Source organism: Coriobacteriia bacterium (assembly GCA_041658765.1).
Classification (GTDB): domain Bacteria; phylum Actinomycetota; class Coriobacteriia; order Anaerosomatales; family JBAZZO01; genus JBAZZO01.
The window spans coordinates 215,955-234,051 of the sequence record JBAZZO010000001.1 but is presented as its reverse complement, the minus strand read 5'-3'; the positions used below and the strand labels follow the sequence as shown (position 1 = coordinate 234,051).

16 protein-coding genes are annotated in these 18,097 nt (G+C 68.1%); 3 read left to right on the top strand and 13 right to left on the bottom strand.

Features of this window, described 5'->3' with window-relative positions:
• Positions 1–7: 7 nt before the first annotated feature.
• Together rsmH and mraZ are read right to left on the bottom strand one after the other, a co-directional pair.
• Positions 8–943, bottom strand: coding sequence for a 16S rRNA (cytosine(1402)-N(4))-methyltransferase RsmH (gene rsmH / locus WC971_01175; GenBank protein ID MFA5843423.1), 936 nt, complete (start codon positions 941–943; stop codon positions 8–10).
• A gap of 9 nt (positions 944–952) precedes the next feature.
• Complete coding sequence (gene mraZ, locus WC971_01170) at positions 953–1,390, bottom strand: division/cell wall cluster transcriptional repressor MraZ (protein ID MFA5843422.1); 438 nt, start codon at positions 1,388–1,390, stop codon at positions 953–955.
• 286 nt (positions 1,391–1,676) lie between these two features.
• Here mraZ and WC971_01165 point away from each other — a divergent pair, with 286 nt between their 5' ends.
• Positions 1,677–1,805, top strand: a complete 129-nt coding sequence (locus WC971_01165) for a hypothetical protein (protein ID MFA5843421.1) — start codon at positions 1,677–1,679, stop codon at positions 1,803–1,805.
• A gap of 114 nt (positions 1,806–1,919) precedes the next feature.
• On the top strand, positions 1,920–2,933 hold the full coding sequence (locus WC971_01160; protein MFA5843420.1) for a DUF4349 domain-containing protein: 1,014 nt from the start codon (positions 1,920–1,922) through the stop codon (positions 2,931–2,933).
• Between the two features lie 10 nt (positions 2,934–2,943).
• On the opposite strand, the gene WC971_01155 is transcribed toward WC971_01160, so the two are convergent.
• From WC971_01155 to WC971_01135, 5 genes are all read right to left on the bottom strand, one after another.
• A complete protein-coding gene (locus WC971_01155; protein ID MFA5843419.1) occupies positions 2,944–3,897 on the bottom strand; it encodes an ABC transporter permease in 954 nt (317 codons plus the stop codon).
• Positions 3,887–4,987: an ABC transporter permease gene (locus WC971_01150; protein ID MFA5843418.1), complete on the bottom strand. Its 1,101-nt coding sequence runs from the start codon at positions 4,985–4,987 to the stop codon at positions 3,887–3,889. The genes WC971_01155 and WC971_01150 overlap by 11 nt, the downstream gene beginning before the upstream one ends.
• Positions 4,984–6,534: an ABC transporter ATP-binding protein gene (locus tag WC971_01145; GenBank protein MFA5843417.1), complete on the bottom strand. Its 1,551-nt coding sequence runs from the start codon at positions 6,532–6,534 to the stop codon at positions 4,984–4,986. The genes WC971_01150 and WC971_01145 overlap by 4 nt, the downstream gene beginning before the upstream one ends.
• Positions 6,535–6,642: 108 nt before the next feature.
• The gene (locus tag WC971_01140; protein MFA5843416.1) at positions 6,643–7,713 is read right to left on the bottom strand and encodes a BMP family ABC transporter substrate-binding protein; all 1,071 of its coding nucleotides are present in this window, start codon (positions 7,711–7,713) and stop codon (positions 6,643–6,645) included.
• Between the two features lie 103 nt (positions 7,714–7,816).
• Positions 7,817–8,719, bottom strand: coding sequence for a site-specific tyrosine recombinase (locus WC971_01135; GenBank protein ID MFA5843415.1), 903 nt, complete (start codon positions 8,717–8,719; stop codon positions 7,817–7,819).
• Between the two features lie 106 nt (positions 8,720–8,825).
• Between WC971_01135 and lepB the strand changes: the two genes are divergently transcribed.
• Positions 8,826–9,620: a signal peptidase I gene (gene lepB / locus WC971_01130; protein ID MFA5843414.1), complete on the top strand. Its 795-nt coding sequence runs from the start codon at positions 8,826–8,828 to the stop codon at positions 9,618–9,620.
• A 21-nt stretch (positions 9,621–9,641) separates the two neighbouring features.
• Here the strand turns inward: lepB and ald are convergent, their stop codons facing one another.
• The 6 genes from ald to WC971_01100 all read right to left on the bottom strand — a co-directional run bounded on the left by ald (position 9,642) and on the right by WC971_01100 (position 18,069).
• Positions 9,642–10,757, bottom strand: coding sequence for an alanine dehydrogenase (gene ald / locus WC971_01125; protein MFA5843413.1), 1,116 nt, complete (start codon positions 10,755–10,757; stop codon positions 9,642–9,644).
• A 102-nt stretch (positions 10,758–10,859) separates the two neighbouring features.
• Positions 10,860–11,951 carry a DUF3866 family protein gene (locus WC971_01120; protein ID MFA5843412.1) on the bottom strand — a complete coding sequence of 364 codons (1,092 nt, stop codon included), beginning with the start codon at positions 11,949–11,951 and terminating at the stop codon, positions 10,860–10,862.
• A gap of 3 nt (positions 11,952–11,954) precedes the next feature.
• Positions 11,955–13,067 carry a M20/M25/M40 family metallo-hydrolase gene (locus tag WC971_01115; GenBank protein MFA5843411.1) on the bottom strand — a complete coding sequence of 371 codons (1,113 nt, stop codon included), beginning with the start codon at positions 13,065–13,067 and terminating at the stop codon, positions 11,955–11,957.
• 1 nt (position 13,068) lies between these two features.
• Positions 13,069–14,682 (bottom strand): CTP synthase, encoded by a 1,614-nt coding sequence (locus tag WC971_01110; protein MFA5843410.1) that lies wholly within the window; start codon positions 14,680–14,682, stop codon positions 13,069–13,071.
• 91 nt (positions 14,683–14,773) lie between these two features.
• Entirely contained in the window at positions 14,774–15,781 is a 1,008-nt protein-coding gene (locus WC971_01105; protein ID MFA5843409.1) for a hypothetical protein, read from the bottom strand.
• On the bottom strand, positions 15,778–18,069 hold the full coding sequence (locus WC971_01100; GenBank protein MFA5843408.1) for a hypothetical protein: 2,292 nt from the start codon (positions 18,067–18,069) through the stop codon (positions 15,778–15,780). Before WC971_01100 ends, WC971_01105 begins: the two co-directional genes overlap by 4 nt.
• Between the last annotated feature and the right edge of the window lie 28 nt (positions 18,070–18,097).

Genomic DNA, 18,097 nt, shown 5'->3' with positions numbered 1-18,097 from the left:
GGCCGACTCATTCCTTCTGCGCGACCCGCAGCTTCGCGCTGCGCGCCCGCGGGTTCCGGGCGACTTCCTCGGCCGTCGGTACGACGGGTCGTTTCGTCACCACACGGAGTACCGGAGACCTCCCACACCGGCAGATCGGCAATCCGGGAGGACAGACGCATCCCTGCGCGTACTCGGCGAACAGCCCCTTGACTAGGCGGTCCTCGAGCGAGTGATAGCTGATCACGACGATCCGGCCGCCAGGGGCGAGCCAACGCACCGCCGCGCGCACCCCCTCCTCGATCGACTCGAGCTCGCGGTTGACGACCATCCGAAGCGCCTGGAACGTTCGCCTGGCCGGATGACCGCCGCCTCTCCTCGCCGCTGCGGGAACGGCCGCCTTGATCGCCTCCACCAGGTCGGCGGCGGTCACGAGCGGGCGGCGGCCTCGCGCGGCTACGACGAATGCTGCGATGCGCGAGGCCCACCGCTCCTCACCGAACTCCCGGATGATCCGGGCGATCTCGTCCTCGGGGTACGTGTTGACGATGTCGGCCGCGGTGAGCTGCGAGCGCGTGACGTCCATCCGCATGTCGAGAGGAGCGTCACCGTGGTACGTGAAGCCGCGGTCGGCCTCGTCGAGCTGGAACGAGGAGACACCGAGATCGAAGAGGAATCCGTCGGCGTACGCGAGACCGGCCTCGCTCAGAAGCCGGTCGAGATCGGCGAAGTCCCCTTTGAGGAGAAGGGTCTGCTGGCCGAGGCGTAGTGTGTCTGCTGCTGCGATGAGTGCCGCGTCGTCTCTGTCGATCCCCACCAGAAGTCCGGTGGGCGAGATAAGCTGTGAGATCCGGTCCGCGTGTCCTGCCCCGCCCAAGGTGCAGTCGACCACGATGGAACCAGGGTGCAACGAAAGGTGCTGCGTGACCTCGGCCAGCAAAACTGGGATGTGCCGGTATTCCATTGTCAAGGCCTAGAGCAAGCCGAGCTCGGCGAGCTCCTTGGCAGCGTCCTCGATGTGCTCGGTAGTGTCACCGTTGTATGCGGAGAACCGCTCCGCGTCCCATATCTCGATTCGGTCCCCGTTGCCGTTCACGGAGACCTCGCGAGAGAGACCGGCGAAATCGCGGAGAGCGGAGGAGAGCATGACCCGTCCCGCGCCATCGATCTCCACGTCCACCGCACCCGACGTGAAGAACCTGCGGACCTTGCGGAACTTCGGATCGAAGTCATCGCGGCCCATGAGTCTGCCGACGAACTCCTCGTAACGCTCGACGGCGTACACATGAAGGCAACCCTCGAAGCCCTTGACCACGACTAGGCGGTGTCCTTCGAGCTCGTTGCGGAACTTCCGCGGAAGCGAGACGCGGCCCTTCGCGTCCAGCGTGTGCTGGAACTCGCCGAGGAACATCCCGCCTCCCCCCACCTTCCGATGGGCCACTAGCAGCCCGAACCTGACATCGCGACCAACCTACTCCACTTCATCCCACATTGCAACACATTTTGGGACAGTATCCCACGGAGCCACATCCGCCACCACTCGGCTCCGTCGGACAGCACCCGTCGCGCGAACCTTCCAGGCAATGGACGCGTCGTATCGATCGCACGCGGAACGTCCGGCACGTTGACAGCATCGGCGGGAGTGGGGAAGAATCGAACCGGTAGCCCGACGGGCACATCCGGGAGGTGAACTGCCCGTGACTCCGAACATCGCCAGTCCCATCTTCAACACGCTCCTACTCGCATTCTTCGTGGTGGTAATGATCGGCGCGGCGCTCGGCGCGTATGCCGCCACAGTGCTCAAGAAGCGCGAGACGGACGCGTAGGGAACCCGCGAGACGCTGCATGCGATGACCGGACGCCCTTCTGCCCTTCTCGGGCCGGAGGGCGTCCGCGCACATGGGGCCGCCACGCGCGGCCGGACCGAAGGAGGTATGCGCATGGAGCGTCATCGGACCAGGGAGTCCACACTCCTCGCGGGGCTGGTGCTCCTCGCCGCCGCGCTCGCGCTGGGCGGCTGTTCGTACGTGCGTCGCGACGCGGCGACGCTGACCAAGAGCCCGTCGAAGTACGTCGCCACCCAGGAAGGCGTCGTCGCCGGGGCACCAGAGCCGGCGCAGGCTCCGGCGGCACACGGCACGTACTCGTACGGCGTGTCCGCGTCCGAGGTGGGACACGCGGCCGATGCCTACTTCGCCGTCTCCCCCGGACAGCGCCTCGTCGTCCGGTCGAAGACCGTTCGCCTGCAGGTGAAGCGCGTTCCGGCGACCGTGGCGCGACTGCGCATACTCGCCACACGCGCCGGCGGCTACGTCACCGAGGTCCGGCTCGCGTCGGACGGTCAGCCCGTCTACCGCGAGTCCTCGGTCCCGGTCCCCGACGCTTCCGGAGCCGGTCCCCTCGCCGGCTACATCACGGTCCGGGTGCCCGTCGCCCGCTACGACGCGTTCGTCTCGTCGGCCTCGGCGCTGGGCAAGCTGCTCTCCGAGAGCGAGTCGACGGACGACGTGACGCAGCAGCACGTCGACCTCGCCGCGCGCCTGCGCAACCTGCGCGTGGAGGAGGCGCGGCTGCGAGCGCTCTTCGCCCGCGCCACGACCGTGCGCGACACGCTCGCGGTCGAGTCGGAGCTCGCCCGCGTCCAGGGTGAGGTCGAGTCCATGGCGGCGCAGGTGACCTTCCTCGAGCGTCAGGCCGCGATGGCGACCGTCTCCATCGAGCTGGCCGAACCCGAGCCGGTCGTGCGTCCCTCCGGGACGGACTGGGGATTCGTCGCAGCCGTCCGCGACGCTCTGCGCGCGGCCGTCGCCACGGTGAACGCCCTCATCATCTTCGTGGGTGCCATGGCGCCGGTCGTCCTACTCGCGACCATCGTCCTCGTCCCGGTGTTCAGACACCGCCGCCGCCGGCGCGCGATCGCCGAACCGAAGAACGAGGGACCGCCGGCCGAGTGATGCGCGCCGGTCATTCCTTCTCGTACGGCTTGCCGACGGCGGCCGGAGCGATGGCGCGACCCATGACGCCGGCCAGCACGACGACCGTCAGGATGTAAGGGAGCATGAGGAAGAACTGCGGAGGGATGCGGACCACCGCCCGGAATATCTGCATCTTGATCTGGAGAGCGTCCGCGAAACCGAAGAGCAGTGACGCGAGGTAGGAGCCGACTGGGGTCCATCTCCCGAAGATGTTGGCGGCGAGCGCGATGAAGCCGCGGCCGCTCGTCATGCCCTCGGTGAAGCTTCCCACCTGCTCGAGAGAGAGATTCGCTCCCGCGAGCCCGGCGAGCGCCCCGCTGATGAGCACGGCGCCGTAGCGCCCCCTGCGCACGCTGATGCCGACGGTGTCGGCGGCGCGGGGGTGCTCGCCGAGGGAGCGCAGACGCAGGCCCCACCGCGTCCGGTACATCGCCCATTGGGCGACGACGGCGACGAGCACGGCGACGTAGACGAGCGGGGTGTGGCTCAGGAAGACGCCTTCGACCCATCGCCACACAGCGCCCGTGAGACCTGCCGTCGGTCCCTGGAACCGGAAGACGGGACCGAGGGTGGCAGCAGCATCGGTGGTTCCCGGATGGCCGTAGATGACCTCCATGAGGAACCCCGTGAGGCCCAGAGCGAGGATGTTCACCGCCGTGCCGGAGACGACCTGTTCGGCGCGAAGATCGATGCAGACGAACGCATGTAGTAGCGCCATGAGCGTGCCGGCCGCGACGGCACACACGACGCCGAACCATGTGCTCCCCGTGGCAAGGGCGACGACCACCCCGGTGAACGCGCTAACGAGCATCATGCCCTCGAGCGCGATGTTGACGACTCCCGATCGCTCGCAGATCGTCCCGCCGATGGCCGCGAGCGCGAGCGGCGTCGCCATGCGGATGGCGGAGGCGAACAGGTCCGGTGTGAAGAAGTCACGCAGCACGGGACATCGCCTCCTTCTGCCGGCGCTTGATGAACCACGTGACGATCGACTCCGAGGCGACGAGCAGGATGACGACCGCCTGGATGATGGAGACCAGCTTCTGAGGGACGTTCGCCTCGAGCTGCATCGTGCCCGCCCCCGCCGAGAGACCGCCGAAGAGCAGCGCAGCTGCGATGATGGCGAGAGGGTTGTTCTTCGCCAGCAAGGCGACCGCGATGCCCGTGAAACCGAACCCGGAGGAGAACTGGTCGAAGAGGCGGTGGTGGACACCCATCACCTCGACGACGCCGGAGAGACCGGCCAAGCCGCCGGAGATGCACAGCGCCTTCACGGTCGTGATGGGGACCGAGATGCCGGCAGTCTCCGATGCCCACGGGTTGTGGCCGACCGCGCGGGACTCGTAGCCCAGCGTCGTGTACTTCAGCACCACCCAGACCACCACGCAGAGGAGGATGGCGACGAGGAAACCGAAGTGGGCCCTGCTCGGCGTGAGGGAAGTGAACACGTCACTGAACTTGGGGAGTGTGGATTCCGGCGGCATGAGACGTGTCTGCGGGATCTGCCCCGGGGCCTTGAGCGGACCGGTGACCATCCACGACACGAAGTACTTGCCGATGTATGTGAACATCATCGTCGTGATGACCTCGTGAGCGCCGACCTTGGCCTTGAGCACGGCGGGGATGAACGCCCACGCGGCCCCCGCGAGCGCGCCGAAGACGAGGATGACGGGGACGTTGATGAACCACGGCAGTCCCGTCATGACGACACCGAGCCAGGCGGCGGCGAGACCGCCCATGAACAGCTGCCCCTCGGCCCCGATGTTGAACAGGCCTGCGCGGAACCCATACGCCACGGCGAGTCCGGTGAACATCAGCGGCGTCGCCCTGAGCAGCGTCTCCCCGATCTGCCTGGGTCCGCCGAGAGCGCCCTTGAACAACGCGGAGAAGGCCGCCGCTGGGTCGTAGCCCGACAACTTCACGAACACCGAACCGATCAGGATCGCGAGCACGACCGACACGAGCGGCACTCCGGCCGTTCGAGCGGCCGTCATCCAGGGCGAGCCGACCACCGCATCCCGCTTCTCGGTCACTGCCGCACCCCCCCGGCACCGGCGGCGACCGCCCCGAGCTTGGCGCCGCCACCACCGGTCATGTGGTACCCGAGGGTCTCCTCGTCCGCCTCTCCCGCCTTGAACTCCTTCACGATGCGTCCCTCGAAGACGACGAGGATGCGGTCGGCGAGCGCTAGGACCTCCTCGAGTTCCAGGCTCACCAGCAGGACCGCCTTGCCCGCGGCGCGTGCGGCCAGGATGCGCCCGTGCACGAACTCGATGGCGCCGACGTCGAGACCGCGCGTCGGCTGTGCCGCGACGAGCAACTCGGGATCGCGGCCGAGCTCGCGCGCGAGGACGAGCTTCTGTTGGTTGCCTCCCGAGAGACTGCCCGCGAGCACGTGTTCCGAAGGTGTGCGCACGTCGTAGTCGGAGATGCGCTCCCTTGCCGTCGACGCGATCGCGGCCGGACGCATGAGACCCATGCGCGCATACGGCTCGCCACGGTGGTCGCCGAGGATGACGTTCTCGGAGAGGTCGAATTCGAGCACGAGGCCTCGGCGCTGCCGGTCCTCCGGGACGTGCGAGACGCCCGCCGCGATCGTCTCGCGGGCCGGAGCGTGCGTGATGTCCGCGCCCTTGAGGTGGATCGACCCCGACCTCGGCCGTCGCAGCCCGACCACCGCCTCCACGATCTCGCGCTGCCCGTTGCCGTCGACTCCCGCGAGCGCGACGATCTCCCCCGCGCACACGGTGAAGGTCACGCCGCGCACGGCCTCGAGGTCCCGGTCGTCGAGGACCGAGAGGTCGCTCACCTCGAGCACCGTCCCGCCGCAGGTGGAGCCCGTCCTCTCGACACGCAGCACGACATCGCGGCCGACCATCATCCGCGCCAGACCCACCTGGTCGGTCGCGGACGGTCGCGTCTCGCCGACCACGCGGCCGTCGCGCATGACCACGATCCGGTCAGCGACCGCGAGTACCTCCTCGAGCTTGTGCGTGATGAAGACGGCGGACATGCCCTCCGACACCAGCGAACGGATGACCGCGAAGAGCTCCTTGACCTCATGCGGAGTGAGAACCGCCGTCGGCTCGTCGAGTATCAGGATGCGCACGCCCTGGTAGAGTGCCTTGAGTATCTCGACGCGCTGCTGCATGCCCACCGACAGCTCGCCCACACGCGCGCCGGGGTCCACCTTCAGCCCGTAGCGCTCGGAGATCTCTGCCACGCGGGCGCGCGCCTGCTCGAAGTCGATGACCCCCGCTCGCGCGGGCTCGTGGCCGAGGATGATGTTCTCGGTGACCGTCAGCGTCTCGACGAGCATGAAGTGCTGGTGGACCATCCCGATGCCGAGATCTATCGCCTGGCGCGGCGACCGGATGCGCACCGCTGCCCCGTCGACACGGACCTCTCCGCCGTCCGGAGAGAGGAGGCCGTACGCGACGTTCATGAGCGTCGATTTCCCCGCACCGTTCTCCCCCAGCAGAGCGACGATCTCGCCGGCCTCGAGCGCCAACGAGACACGATCGTTGGCGACGACCCCCGGGAAGACCTTCGTGATGCCGCGCAGTTCGAGAACGGACACGCTCACTCCCCTCGCATCGGGCGAAGCGACTCGTGAGGGCGACCGGGACGATCCCGGCCGCCCTCACGGATCAGGCTGCGTTCGTGTGCGACATGGCGCGGGAAGGGTCTACTTCGCGCGCGTGGCAGGGACCGTCACGGAACCGGAGAGGATGTCCTGCTTCGCCTTCTCGACCGCGTCCTTGATCGCCTGCGTGACCTTGGTGTCGAAGTCGTGGAACGGCGCGAGACCGACGCCGCCCTCCTTCAGCCCGAACGTGATGTTCTGGCCGCCGGCGAACGTCTTGTCGTTCGCCTGCTTCACGGTGTTGTAGACGGCCTCGTCGACCCGCTTGATCGCCGACGTCAGCATCACGTCACCCGAACCCGTCACGGAGTCGAACTGGTCGACATCGACGCCGATGAACAGCGCGCCGCGCTCCTGGCAGGCCTTGATGGTGCCGAGACCCGTCTGACCGGCAGCGGCGAAGAGGACATCCGCCTTCTGGTCGATGAGCGACAACCCGAGCTCCTTGCCTTTGCCCTGGTCGTCGAACTTGCCCGCGTAGAGGATGATCACCTTCGCGGTCGGATTGACGGACTTCACGCCAGCCACGAAACCGACCTCGTACCGCTCGACCGGCGGGATGTCCATGCCGCCGACGAACCCGACGACGTTGTCGGCGTTGAGGCGCGAATCGAACGTGTCCTTCGTCGCCAAGCCGGCGACGACGCCGGCGAGATAGCCGGCCTCCTGCTCCTTGAAGAGCAGGCCGACGAGGTTCGCGTCGGGCTTGTCGAAGAACGTGTCGATGCTCGCGAAGCTCGTGTCCGGGTACTGCTTCGCCATCTTGGCGACGGCGTCCTGCATGAGGAATCCGACCGTGAAGATCGGGTTGTACCCCGCGTCCGCGAGTTGCGTGATGTTGGACTCGTAGTCGACCATCTCCTTCGACTCGAGCACCTTCGTCTCGACGCCGATATCTGCCTTGGCCTTCTCGAGTCCGGCCCACGCCGCGTCGTTGAAGGACTTGTCGCCGAGACCACCGACGTCGGTGACCATGGCTGTCTTGATGTCCGACTTAGGCGTTTCCGCCGCCGGCTCCGCCGGTTCCGCCTTCTTGGCACAACCCGCGCCGAAGGAAGCGAGCAGCGCGAACGCCATGAGCACCACGAGCACCTTGCTGAACCTGTCCCTCATGCCTCATCCCTCCCCGATCCGCCCTGCGATACAGAATGTGGAACGTCGTATCCATGGTAATCGTACCCATCGAAAAGGGGAACGAAGCACGTCGAGAACTCCGTCACCGCAGGCGGGCCCTCGGGTGTGTCGACAGGTACTCCTCCCTGATGTGGCGCTGATCGACGTGCGTGTAGACCTGGGTCGTCGTGATGTCGGCGTGCCCGAGCATCTCCTGCAGGGCCCGCAGGTCCGCGCCGCCCTCGAGCAGGTGCGTGGCGAACGCGTGCCGCAGCGTATGCGGGTGCAGATCGAGCCCGACCTCGCTACCGTACCGGCGCACGAGCACGAAGACTCCCTGGCGGGAAAGCCTGCCTCCACGATGGTTGAGGAACACGGCTTCGGGGTCTTGCCGCCGCGAGGACCGCGGATGCAGGAAAGGACGTCCGTGCGCGAGGTACTCGGCGAGCGCGCGCTGTGCGGCGCCACCGATGGGCACGAGCCTCTCTTTGCTCCCTTTGCCGAAGACGCGCAGGAATCCCTCGGCGAGATCGAGCCCCGTCAGGTCGAGTCCCGTGAGCTCGCTCGCCCGCAATCCGCATCCGTAGAGCACCTCCAGGATGGCACGGTCCCTCGCCCCGGCGGGCGTCGTCGGGAACCTCTGCCCGAGAAGTGCTGTCGCCTCGTCGATGGAGATGGTCACGGGAAGGCGTTCGGGGACCTTGGGAAGAGGCAGCGTCGCGGTGGGATGGTTGCGCGTCACCCCTTCGCGCACGAGGAAGCGGTGGAAGCTGCGCACCGCCGCGACCTTACGCTCGATCGAGGCGGGAGCCAGCCCCCGCTCGCGCAGCACGGCGATGTGCGCGGTGACGTCCTCACGGGTCACGCGATCAGGATCGTCGACGCCGCGCTCCGAGAGCGACGCCAGGTATTCCGTGAGGTCGCGTCCGTACGCGGACACGGTGTGCGGTGAGGCGCCACGCTCGATCGCGAGGTGTCCCAGGAACTCGTCGACGTGGATGCGCATGCCAAGAGTATAGTCGGCCGGACCCGCAACGGCCTGACGCTTGCTTGAGGGAGCACGCGCTAGCGGCTAGTATCTGCGAGTACCCCACTCGACGAAGGGACGGCGGGTGACAGAGCCGGACCACAGCATCGATATGCCCGAGGACGAGTCCGTGGACGACGACACCGTCCTCGACACGGTGGAGACCGACTTCGGGTTCGAGTGGGACCTCGACCCCTCGGATCCGGCGGATCCCGACGAGGAGTCGGACGACGCCGATGACGAATTCGAGTGGGACCTCGACCCCTCGGATCCCGCATATCTCGACGAGGAGTGGGACTACCTTGCCGATGATGGCGAGGAGCCCGTGGAGGAAGGGCCTCCGACCGAGGAGCCCGTCTCCTTCCTGCGCTGGCTCGTCGAACTCGTCGCCCTCGTGGGGCTGGCGTTCGCACTCTCGATGGGCATCCGGACGTTCCTCATCGACACGCGCATCGTCCCCACCGGCTCCATGGAGCCGACGATCCACGTCGGGGACCGGCTGCTGGTGAATCGCTTCGACACGCGGTTCTCGCCGCCCGAGCGCGGCGACGTCATCGTCTTCAAGTCGTGGACACAGGGCCAGCCCGACCTCGTCAAGCGGGTCATCGCCCTCGGCGGGGAGACGGTCGCGATGGACACCCAGGGCCGCTTCACCATCGACGGCATGCCCCTCGACGAGCCGTACATCATCAACAGTAACCGGCTGACCGATCCGGGCGGACTCCTGCCCTACACGGTGCCGCAGGGCTGCCTCTTCATGATGGGCGACAACAGGAACAACAGCAGCGACAGCCGCTTCAATGGACCCGTCCCGCTCTCGGCGGTGCTCGGACGCGCCTTCGCGGTCTACTGGCCGCCATCGCACTGGCGTACCTACTGAGGACGCGACGAGGCCGGGGACCTACGCGATGAGCGCCTCCAGTGGCGTGTACGTCATGCCGTGAGCGTCCGCGACAGGCTTGTACGTCACCTTCCCGTCCAGTACGTTCACGCCCTTCGCTAGGGCCGCGTCCTCGCCCACCGCGCGTTCCCATCCCTTGTTCGCGATAGCCAGTCCGTAGCCCAACGTGGCGTTGGTGAGAGCCATCGTGGAGGTGTTGGGCACGGCACCTGGCATGTTCGCCACACCGTAGTGGAGTACGCCGTCCACGAAGTACGTCGGGTCAGCATGCGTGGTCGCGTGAGTCGTCTCGATGCAGCCTCCCTGGTCGACCGAGACGTCGACCACGACCGAGCCGGGCTTCATCCGCGGCAGCATGTCCTTCGTCACCAGCCACGGCGTCTTGGCGCCGGGAAGGAGCACGGCGCCGATCACGAGGTCCGCGGCGTACACGGCCTCTTCTACGTTGTGGCGGTTGCTGTAGAGCGTCCGCACGCGATTGCCCCACAGGTCGTCGATGTATCGCAAGCGGTCGAGGTTCACGTCCATGACCGTCACGTGCGCACCCATACCGACTGCCATGTACGTGGCATTGATGCCTACGACACCCGCCCCGAGCACGACGACGTTCGCAGGCAGCACGCCCGGCACCCCGCCGACGAGAACGCCGCGTCCGCCGCGCGGCTTCTGCAGACACTCCGCGCCGACGAGAGCCGACATGCGACCCGCGACCTCCGACATCGGCGCGAGCAGCGGAAGGGTGCCGTTCGGCAGCTCGACGGTCTCATACGCGATGCAGACCGCGCCGGAGTCGACGAGGCCCTTCGTCTGAGCGAGGTCGGGGGCGAGATGCAGGTACGTGTAGAGGATCTGGCCGGGCCTGAGCATCGCGATCTCGACGGCCTGCGGTTCCTTGACCTTCACCACCATCTCGGCGCGCGCGAAGACCTCGTCGGCCGTGTCCACGAGCGTGGCGCCCTCAGCGGCGTATTCGGCGTCGGTGAACGACGATCCTTCGCCCGCGCCCTTCTCCACGAGCACCGTGTGGCCGTGAGCGACGAACTCCCGGGCACCGCCCGGGGTCGTGGCGACCCGGAACTCGTTGTTCTTGATCTCCTTCGGGACTCCGATGATCACTTCGTCCTCCTTCTCGCACGGACGGCCCGCCGGACGATCCCGTCGTTCGGGCCCCGCCCAGTCTAACGCGTCGTCCGCGCTCGGCAACCCGGCACGCGAAAGTCAGGCGAGCAGACTCGCGGCGACCTCGCCGGCGGCGCAGGCGGCAGCGAAGAACGCGGGGTCGTCGGCGGGCCCGCGTCCCATCGTGCGCGGCTGCACGCCCCTCATGTCGGGAAGGTCGCCTTCGCCGGAGAGCGCATCGGCCCGGCGATGGCGATCCCATACGCGCGCATCGTCAAGTGCCTTCTCGAGCAGCGAGGCACGCGCGGGAGCGAGCGAAGGGACGGCCACATCCGCGGACGCGAGCGCCACGACTGTGAGCGCGACGATCGTGTGATGGCTGAGGACCCGATGGCGCTCTCGTGCGTCCGCGAACGAGACGCGCAGGACGGCGACCGAACGACCGCCGAGACACGACGCCGCGTTGATCGCCTCTCCCTGGGCGACGCCACCGTGACCCAGCGGCGTCGCGGTGCCGACGACCCCCGGGCCTATGGCGACTATCGCGACGTCAGCGCCCGAGACGTGTCTCGCCGCAAGAAGAGCGGAGTGGAGCGTGACCGCCTCGGACTCTCCACCGAACGCCTGGCCGCACGTCAGCGTCGTATCGAGCAAGCCGGCCGCGCGGGACGCTCGAACGGACTCGGAGAGCGCGATCGGAAGCGCGGCCTCGTCGGTCATCACATAGGCGATCCGCGCGGCCGGTACGTCGCGCTTCACGGCGGCCGCCACGAGAGGCACTTGGCTGTGCAGCCCGCAGCAGACGACCGGCATGCCGTCGAGGACCTTCGCAGTGGCCATCGTCGCATGGCCGGGCGCGTCCTGCTCCTCGACGCTGCGGACGTCACACTGCAGCGGTGTGTAGCGCAGCTTCATGATGTGCCCGCCGGTCGCTGCATCGACGGCGACACCGCGTGGAGACCCGGTCCCCGCGCGAGCCACCACGACGTGCGAGCCGCCCGTACCGAGCGCGAGGTCCACCGCCGTCGTGTTGCACAGGACGCGCTCGCCGAGGACACAGCGCCCCGTGAGAGCCGGATAGCAGAGCGCGACACCCGGTTCGCCCGGAGGATCGTCCAAGACGACCACCAAGCGCTGGACGTCGTCTTCGTCCACCTCGATCGCGCTGACATCCGCCCAGACCAGACGCACGGTTCAGTCCAAAGCGCGGCCGAGCACGGCCTCTAGCAGGCGCGTGAGGGCCGAGAGATCCGCCACGGAGAGGGACTCGTCGGTTCCGTGGACATCCGTCATGCCCGTCGAGAGCACGAGAGCGGGCACGCCGCGATCGGCGAACACGTTGGCGTCGCTGCCGCCGCCGGTCTCGAACCGGCGTGGCACGATACCCGCATCCCCACAGGCCGTCTCGACGAGCGAGAGGAGCGGATGGTCGTCCTCCCAAGAGAAGCCCCCGTACTCCTTCGTCCACGAGACATCCACGCGACCGCCGCCCGACGATGCCGCGTCGCTCAGGGCCAGGTCCATCGCCTGGCGCACCTCCTCGACGCGAACGGGATCGATCGAGCGGCACTCGCCGGTCAAGACGGCCTGTGCGGCGACGACGTTCGTGGCTGTGCCGCCCTCGATGGTCCCGATGTTCGCGGTCGTCCGGCCGTCCAGTCGACCGAGCGTCATGGCGGCCACGGCTCGCGACGCCATCACGATCGCCGAGCGGCCCGCCTCCGGCCGAACACCCGCATGGGACGCCTTCCCGCGGAACCGGGCGACGAACGTGTGGTGCGTCGGCGCCGCGGTGACGATGCCGCCCACCGCGCCCTCGGCGTCGAGAACGAGGCACAGGTCGCCTAGATCGACGCCTCTGTCGAGGGATTTCGCTCCCAGGAGACCGCACTCCTCGCAGACCGTCAGCACGACCGTGACCTCCGGACGCGGTCGGCCGTCCTCGACCGCCCGAGTGAGCGCCTCGATGATCGCAGCGATGCCCGATTTGTCGTCCGCGCCGAGCACCGTCTCGCCGGACGCCCGCACGCGTCCCCCGGCGACCGTGGGCTCGATCCCTCGCCCCGGCTCGACCGTGTCTAGGTGCGCCGAGAACGCCACGGCGCGTCCAGGAGCGGTCCCCGGCAACGTCGCAACGAGATTGCCCGTCTCGGAACCGGTCTTGGAGACGGAGTCGTCGAAGCCGACCTCACAACCGAGACCCTCGAGGATGCTCGCCACGCGCGCCGCGACGGCCCCCTCGGACCTCGACGGGCTGTCCGTGCGGACCAGCTCGAGGAAGGTCGCGAGAAGTCGCTCTTCCGACACGTCAGGCCTTCCGGCCCCGCCGATGAGCGACGGCCGCGCCGATGAAGTCGCGGAAGAGAGGAGCCGGCCTCGTCGGACGGCTCTTGAACTCGGGATGCCCCTGATGACCGACGAACCACGGATGATCGGGCAGTTCCACCATCTCGACGAGGCGACCGTCGGGCGAGAGACCGGAGATCACGAGACCGGCATCGGTAAGACGGTCCCTGTAGGCGTTGTTCACCTCGTAGCGATGGCGATGCCGTTCGTAGATGGTCTCAGCGCCGTATGCCGCGGCACCCTTCGTGCCAGCCGTGACGGCGCAAGGGTAGGCGCCGAGCCGCATGGTGCCTCCCAAGTCAGCGACGTCCTGCTGCTCTCGCATGAGGTCGATGACGGGATGCGGGGCCACTGGGTCGAACTCGGCCGAATTCGCTCCGGCGAGCCCGGCGACATTGCGCGCGAATTCGCAGACCGCGACCTGCATCCCGAGGCAGATGCCGAGGTAAGGGACCTTGTTCTCCCGGGCGTAGCAGGCGGAACGGATCTTTCCCTCGATGCCCCGGATCCCGAAACCTCCGGGGACGAGTATGCCGTCCATCTCCGCGAGCACCTGGTCGACCTCCTCGGGCGTGATGCCCTCGGCGTCCACCCAGTGGATCCGCACCTCGTGGTCGTGATGGATGCCCGCGTGGCGCAGCGCCTCGTTCACCGAGAGGTACGCGTCGGGAAGCTGCACGTACTTCCCGACGAGCGCGATGTCGACCGTGTCGGTGAGCGACGAACTGTGCGCCACGAAGGACTCCCACTCGCGCATGTCGGGGCTGCCGCACTCGAGACCGAGGTGCGCGATGACCATCTCGTCGAGGGCCTGCTCCCTCAGCCTCAGCGGCACCTCGTAGATGGAACGTGCGTCCAGTGCACTCACGACCGCGGCCGGGTCGACGTCGCAGAAGAGCGCGATCTTGCGGCGGATACCCGCGTCGATCGGCCGGTCCGAGCGGCAGACGATGAAGTCCGGCTGGATGCCGATGCTCCGCAGTTCCTTCACGGAATGCTGCGTCGGCTTGGTCTTGAGCTCGCTCGACGCCCCGATCCACGGGACGAGCGTGACGTGGATGTAGCAGACGTGGTCGCGCCCGACGTCCTTCTTGAGCTGACGGATCGCTTCGAGGAACGGCAGGGACTCGATGTCGCCCACGGTCCCGCCGACCTCGGTGATGATCACGTCCGGACGCGTGGCGTCGGCCAGGCGCAGGATGCGGTCCTTGATCTCGTTCGTCACGTGAGGGATGACCTGGACCGTGCCGCCGAGGAAGTCTCCGCGGCGCTCCTTCGTCACGATGGTCTGGTAGACCGATCCTGCCGTCACGTTGCAGTCCCTCGAGAGGGACTCGTCGACGAAGCGCTCGTAGTGCCCGAGATCGAGGTCGGTCTCGCCCCCGTCATCGGTGACGAAGACCTCGCCGTGCTGGAAGGGGCTCATCGTCCCCGGGTCGACGTTGAGGTAGGGATCGAGCTTCTGGATGGTCACCTTCAGACCGCGCGACTTGAGCAGCCGCCCGAGAGAGGCGGCGGTGATGCCCTTCCCGAGCGAGGAGACGACGCCGCCGGTCACGAAGATGTGTTTCGCCATGTATCCCTCTCAGGCTCGGTCCGCGCGCGTGTCGGCTCCCCGCTTCCGTCCGCATCGCATCGTACCCCAGCGCCATCCGCACCGGGAGGGTCTAGGGGACGTCACTTCCCCGCCCAAGGCGATCGATCGCGCGCAGGAGCGGTGTGCGTTCGATCACCGCGGAGAAGGAGACCCTCTCCGAACTGCGGTTGAGCTCGAGCAGGACGACCGCGGCCAAGGCGAGACCCCAAAGTGGAAGGACCTGCGCGAGCAAGTAGCCGGCGAGCGCCCCCGCCGCGTTCGCCCCCGCGTCGCCGAGCATCCCCCTCTCCCCTATGTCGTAGCGCCACACAGCCGCCACCGGGCCGAGCACGATGAGGAGAGAAGCCGCGGTCAGCAGGAAGGTCTCGACCGGCGCCGAGTACCAGGGGTCTGAGACCCGCCAGATGCCGACCGCGACTATCCACGCCATACCGAAAGCGGCCGGAACGGCGAGCACCGAGTATGCCTTCAGCGCCCTGCCGGGCCGGAGGTCGAGGAGGTTGACGAGGTTCGCGCTCAGCGCGATGACCAGAGTGGCGCACACCCAGATCCCGACGACCCATGCCGAGCGGAGGACCCAGGATGCCGACGTTGCGGCCGACATCTCGTGGTTCGCGACGATGTCCGCGGCGGCGGCGGCGGAGAGGGCCCCGATGCCGAGGAACTTCAGGCCTCCGGTCGTCAACCGTCCCCGGCGCAGGGAGGACAGGTGTCCACGGAACCCGCGCACCTCGTTCGACCCGATCAGGTCGTCGAAGAGCCCGAACGCACCCGCGCCGACGACGAGCACCACCGGCATCGACACGAGCAGCGCTCCCACTGCACCGCCCGTGAAGCGTCCAGAGCCCGATACCGCGATCGAATCCGCGATGTGCATGACGGCGAGTGCGACGCGCGTCCCCGCGGCCCACACGATCCAGACGATCCCGAGACCCAGGAAGACCGGCCTGCCGCGATGATTCTCGACACCGCGACGTCCGTCCTCGAGCACTGGGACGAGCGCACGGATCACGAGAGCGGGCCCGACCCAGGTGGTGATCGCGATGAGTACGAGCACGGCGGCCCAGCGCAGGGTCATCCGACCTCCCGATCGGCCGAGATGCCCGACAACATCAGGCAGAGGATGCCGACGCCGGCATAGAGCATGATCAGCGCGGGGATGACGATCCCCGAGTCCTCCGTGAAGTACGCCACGAGACTGGCGACCAGACACGCCGACATCGCACCGGCGAAATGCGGATTCGTCTCGAGCGTCGAGGCGAAGTCGCCGTGCGGACGCCACCGGAGATACCCGAGGAACGCGAGCGTCACGACTAGGAGGTATGACCAGTTCGTGTGCGTCAAGACGCGCACGTTGGTCGCGGCCTTGCGCGCGACGATGAGCCAGAGCTGCCCCGCTCCGCCGCGTTCCGCGCTCGCCCACGCGCGTCCGAGATGCGTCTGCGCACCGTTCAACGGGCTCATGTCCCAGACGGAGAAGACCGCCACTAGCGCTACGGCTGCGAGCAGGATGAGAGCCGCGGCCTTCCATCTCAGGCGGTGGCCGTTCATCTGGGCCCACGCGACGGCGAAGGCCGTCGTGCCCCATATCGCGACGCCGACGTTCGCCCCGAGCGTCGGCGCCGAGGCCGTCACGACCACGACGGCGCCGACTGCTGGAAGCAGCCAACGCCGCGAGAACGCGACCCACGGCCGTTCGCGCCCGTGATCGAACAGAAGCGCGAGCCCGACGATGCAGGAGCCGATGATGATGCTCGCTCCCTCGTTCCCGAGACCGTAGTAGCGCGCACCCAGGAGCGGGGAGTAGCCGAAGAACGACGTGAAGGTCCAAGGAGCGCCGCGCCACTGGTCGACGAGTATCGTCGCCGTGGTGGCAAGCCCGACCGCGGCCACGGCGAGCACGCCACCGCCCGCCCTCCCGACCAGCGACCCAGCCACCCATATCGCCACGGCGACGACCACGAGTGCGGCGACCGCGACGGCGGGGCGTCCGGGACTCGGAACGAGACCGAACATCACGAGCGCCGCGAGCGGCACACCCGTTAGGAAGAGGAGTGTCGACCTCGAGACGAGCGCCGCGCGCGAAGCGAAGTGCTCGCCCACACTGCGCACCTGCAGGAGGAGGGCCGTGCCGAGAAGGAGGACGATCGCCGTGACCGCGATGAACGTGTTGACCACTACCGGCTTCGCGCCGTCGATGGCGACAGCCGAGAGCGCCATTCCTTCCAGGCGATCGACGCGAGCCGAGAGCGAGGCCCGGTCCCCGTCAGCGGAGATCGGGTTCCCGAGCATCCCGACGGGACGCTCGACCTCGAGAAGTGAGAGCGCCGTCGCGCTGACGTCGAACAGCGTCGCCAGACCCTTGCGATGGGTCGATGACGAAGTGACCAGACCCCGCCAGCCCGGCGCGCTCACGACCACGGGAGCGAGACCGCCAGGTCCCGTCTCCGGGGCGGGCATCGCCACCGACGCCACGATGAGCGCGGTCCCGTCCGGGAGGGCCTCGAGAACCCCTCGTACCGTCTCATCGGTGGCGCGCAAGGCGATCCCACGCTGCTGCTGCGCGACCTCGGGCAGCGACTGCATCTCCCACATGACCGCGCGCGTGAGATCGCCAGGATCGACGATGATGAGACCCGGGCCGCCGTGAGCGTCGACGGCGTCGACCGTGCGTGCGAACGCGAGTCTGAAGGCCGTGGGATCGGTCATGACGCCGAACGGGGCGCCATCACGGCGCATCAGCAGTCCGGGAGAGACGTCCCCGTAGCGAACCAGCCCCGCGGAGTCCATGGCCGCGATCGCCGCTGGGCGCAGACCCGACGCTTCGGCGAATGCCGTTCCGAGATCCGAGCCGCCCACGGCTCCCGTCGAGCCTCCAGCATCCTCCACCGCCTGCCCCAGCGATCCGAGCCGCGTCTCGACCGACGAGTCCGCGTTGGCCCGTATCTCGACCGGCAAACCGAGATACGCGATGCGCGCGCCTGACAGACCTCGCCCCATCATCCGACGGTACGCCTGAGCAGCGTCCGACGACGCGACGGGCTCATCAGCTCCGAACGCCGCCAGAGCGGACTCGTCGGCGACGGCGGGCGCGCCCGCCGAGAGTGCGAGTACCGCGGGGACGGGGGTGTCCATCGGGGGATTCCGAAGATCGGAGCGCACATTGAGCAGACCGACCGCGCCTTCGCGCGCCAGTTTCTCCAGTACCGGCATCGAACCCGAGACGACGTCGCCCCACTTCATGTAGGGAACTAGCACGACGACGACGAGGCGACCGCTCGGCGTGGGGGCGCCCGACGCCGCGAGCGGCGCGAGCAGACACACGGCGAGAGCGAGTACGAGTACGCTGGCGAGGCGCTGCTTCATCGGTCGAAGTATAGCGGATGGCCGTGGC

Bases quoted from the DNA above. Each gene is read 5' to 3' on its own strand.
- rsmH (MFA5843423.1), bottom strand. From the start codon at position 943: ATGGAATACCGGCACATCCCAGTTTTGCTGGCCGAGGTCACGCAGCAC.
- mraZ (MFA5843422.1), bottom strand. From the start codon at position 1,390: ATGTTCCTCGGCGAGTTCCAGCACACGCTGGACGCGAAGGGCCGCGTC.
- WC971_01160 (MFA5843420.1), top strand. From the start codon at position 1,920: ATGGAGCGTCATCGGACCAGGGAGTCCACACTCCTCGCGGGGCTGGTG.
- WC971_01140 (MFA5843416.1), bottom strand. From the start codon at position 7,713: ATGAGGGACAGGTTCAGCAAGGTGCTCGTGGTGCTCATGGCGTTCGCG.
- WC971_01135 (MFA5843415.1), bottom strand. From the start codon at position 8,719: ATGCGCATCCACGTCGACGAGTTCCTGGGACACCTCGCGATCGAGCGT.
- WC971_01110 (MFA5843410.1), bottom strand. From the start codon at position 14,682: ATGGCGAAACACATCTTCGTGACCGGCGGCGTCGTCTCCTCGCTCGGG.
- WC971_01105 (MFA5843409.1), bottom strand. From the start codon at position 15,781: ATGACCCTGCGCTGGGCCGCCGTGCTCGTACTCATCGCGATCACCACC.
- WC971_01100 (MFA5843408.1), bottom strand. From the start codon at position 18,069: ATGAAGCAGCGCCTCGCCAGCGTACTCGTACTCGCTCTCGCCGTGTGT.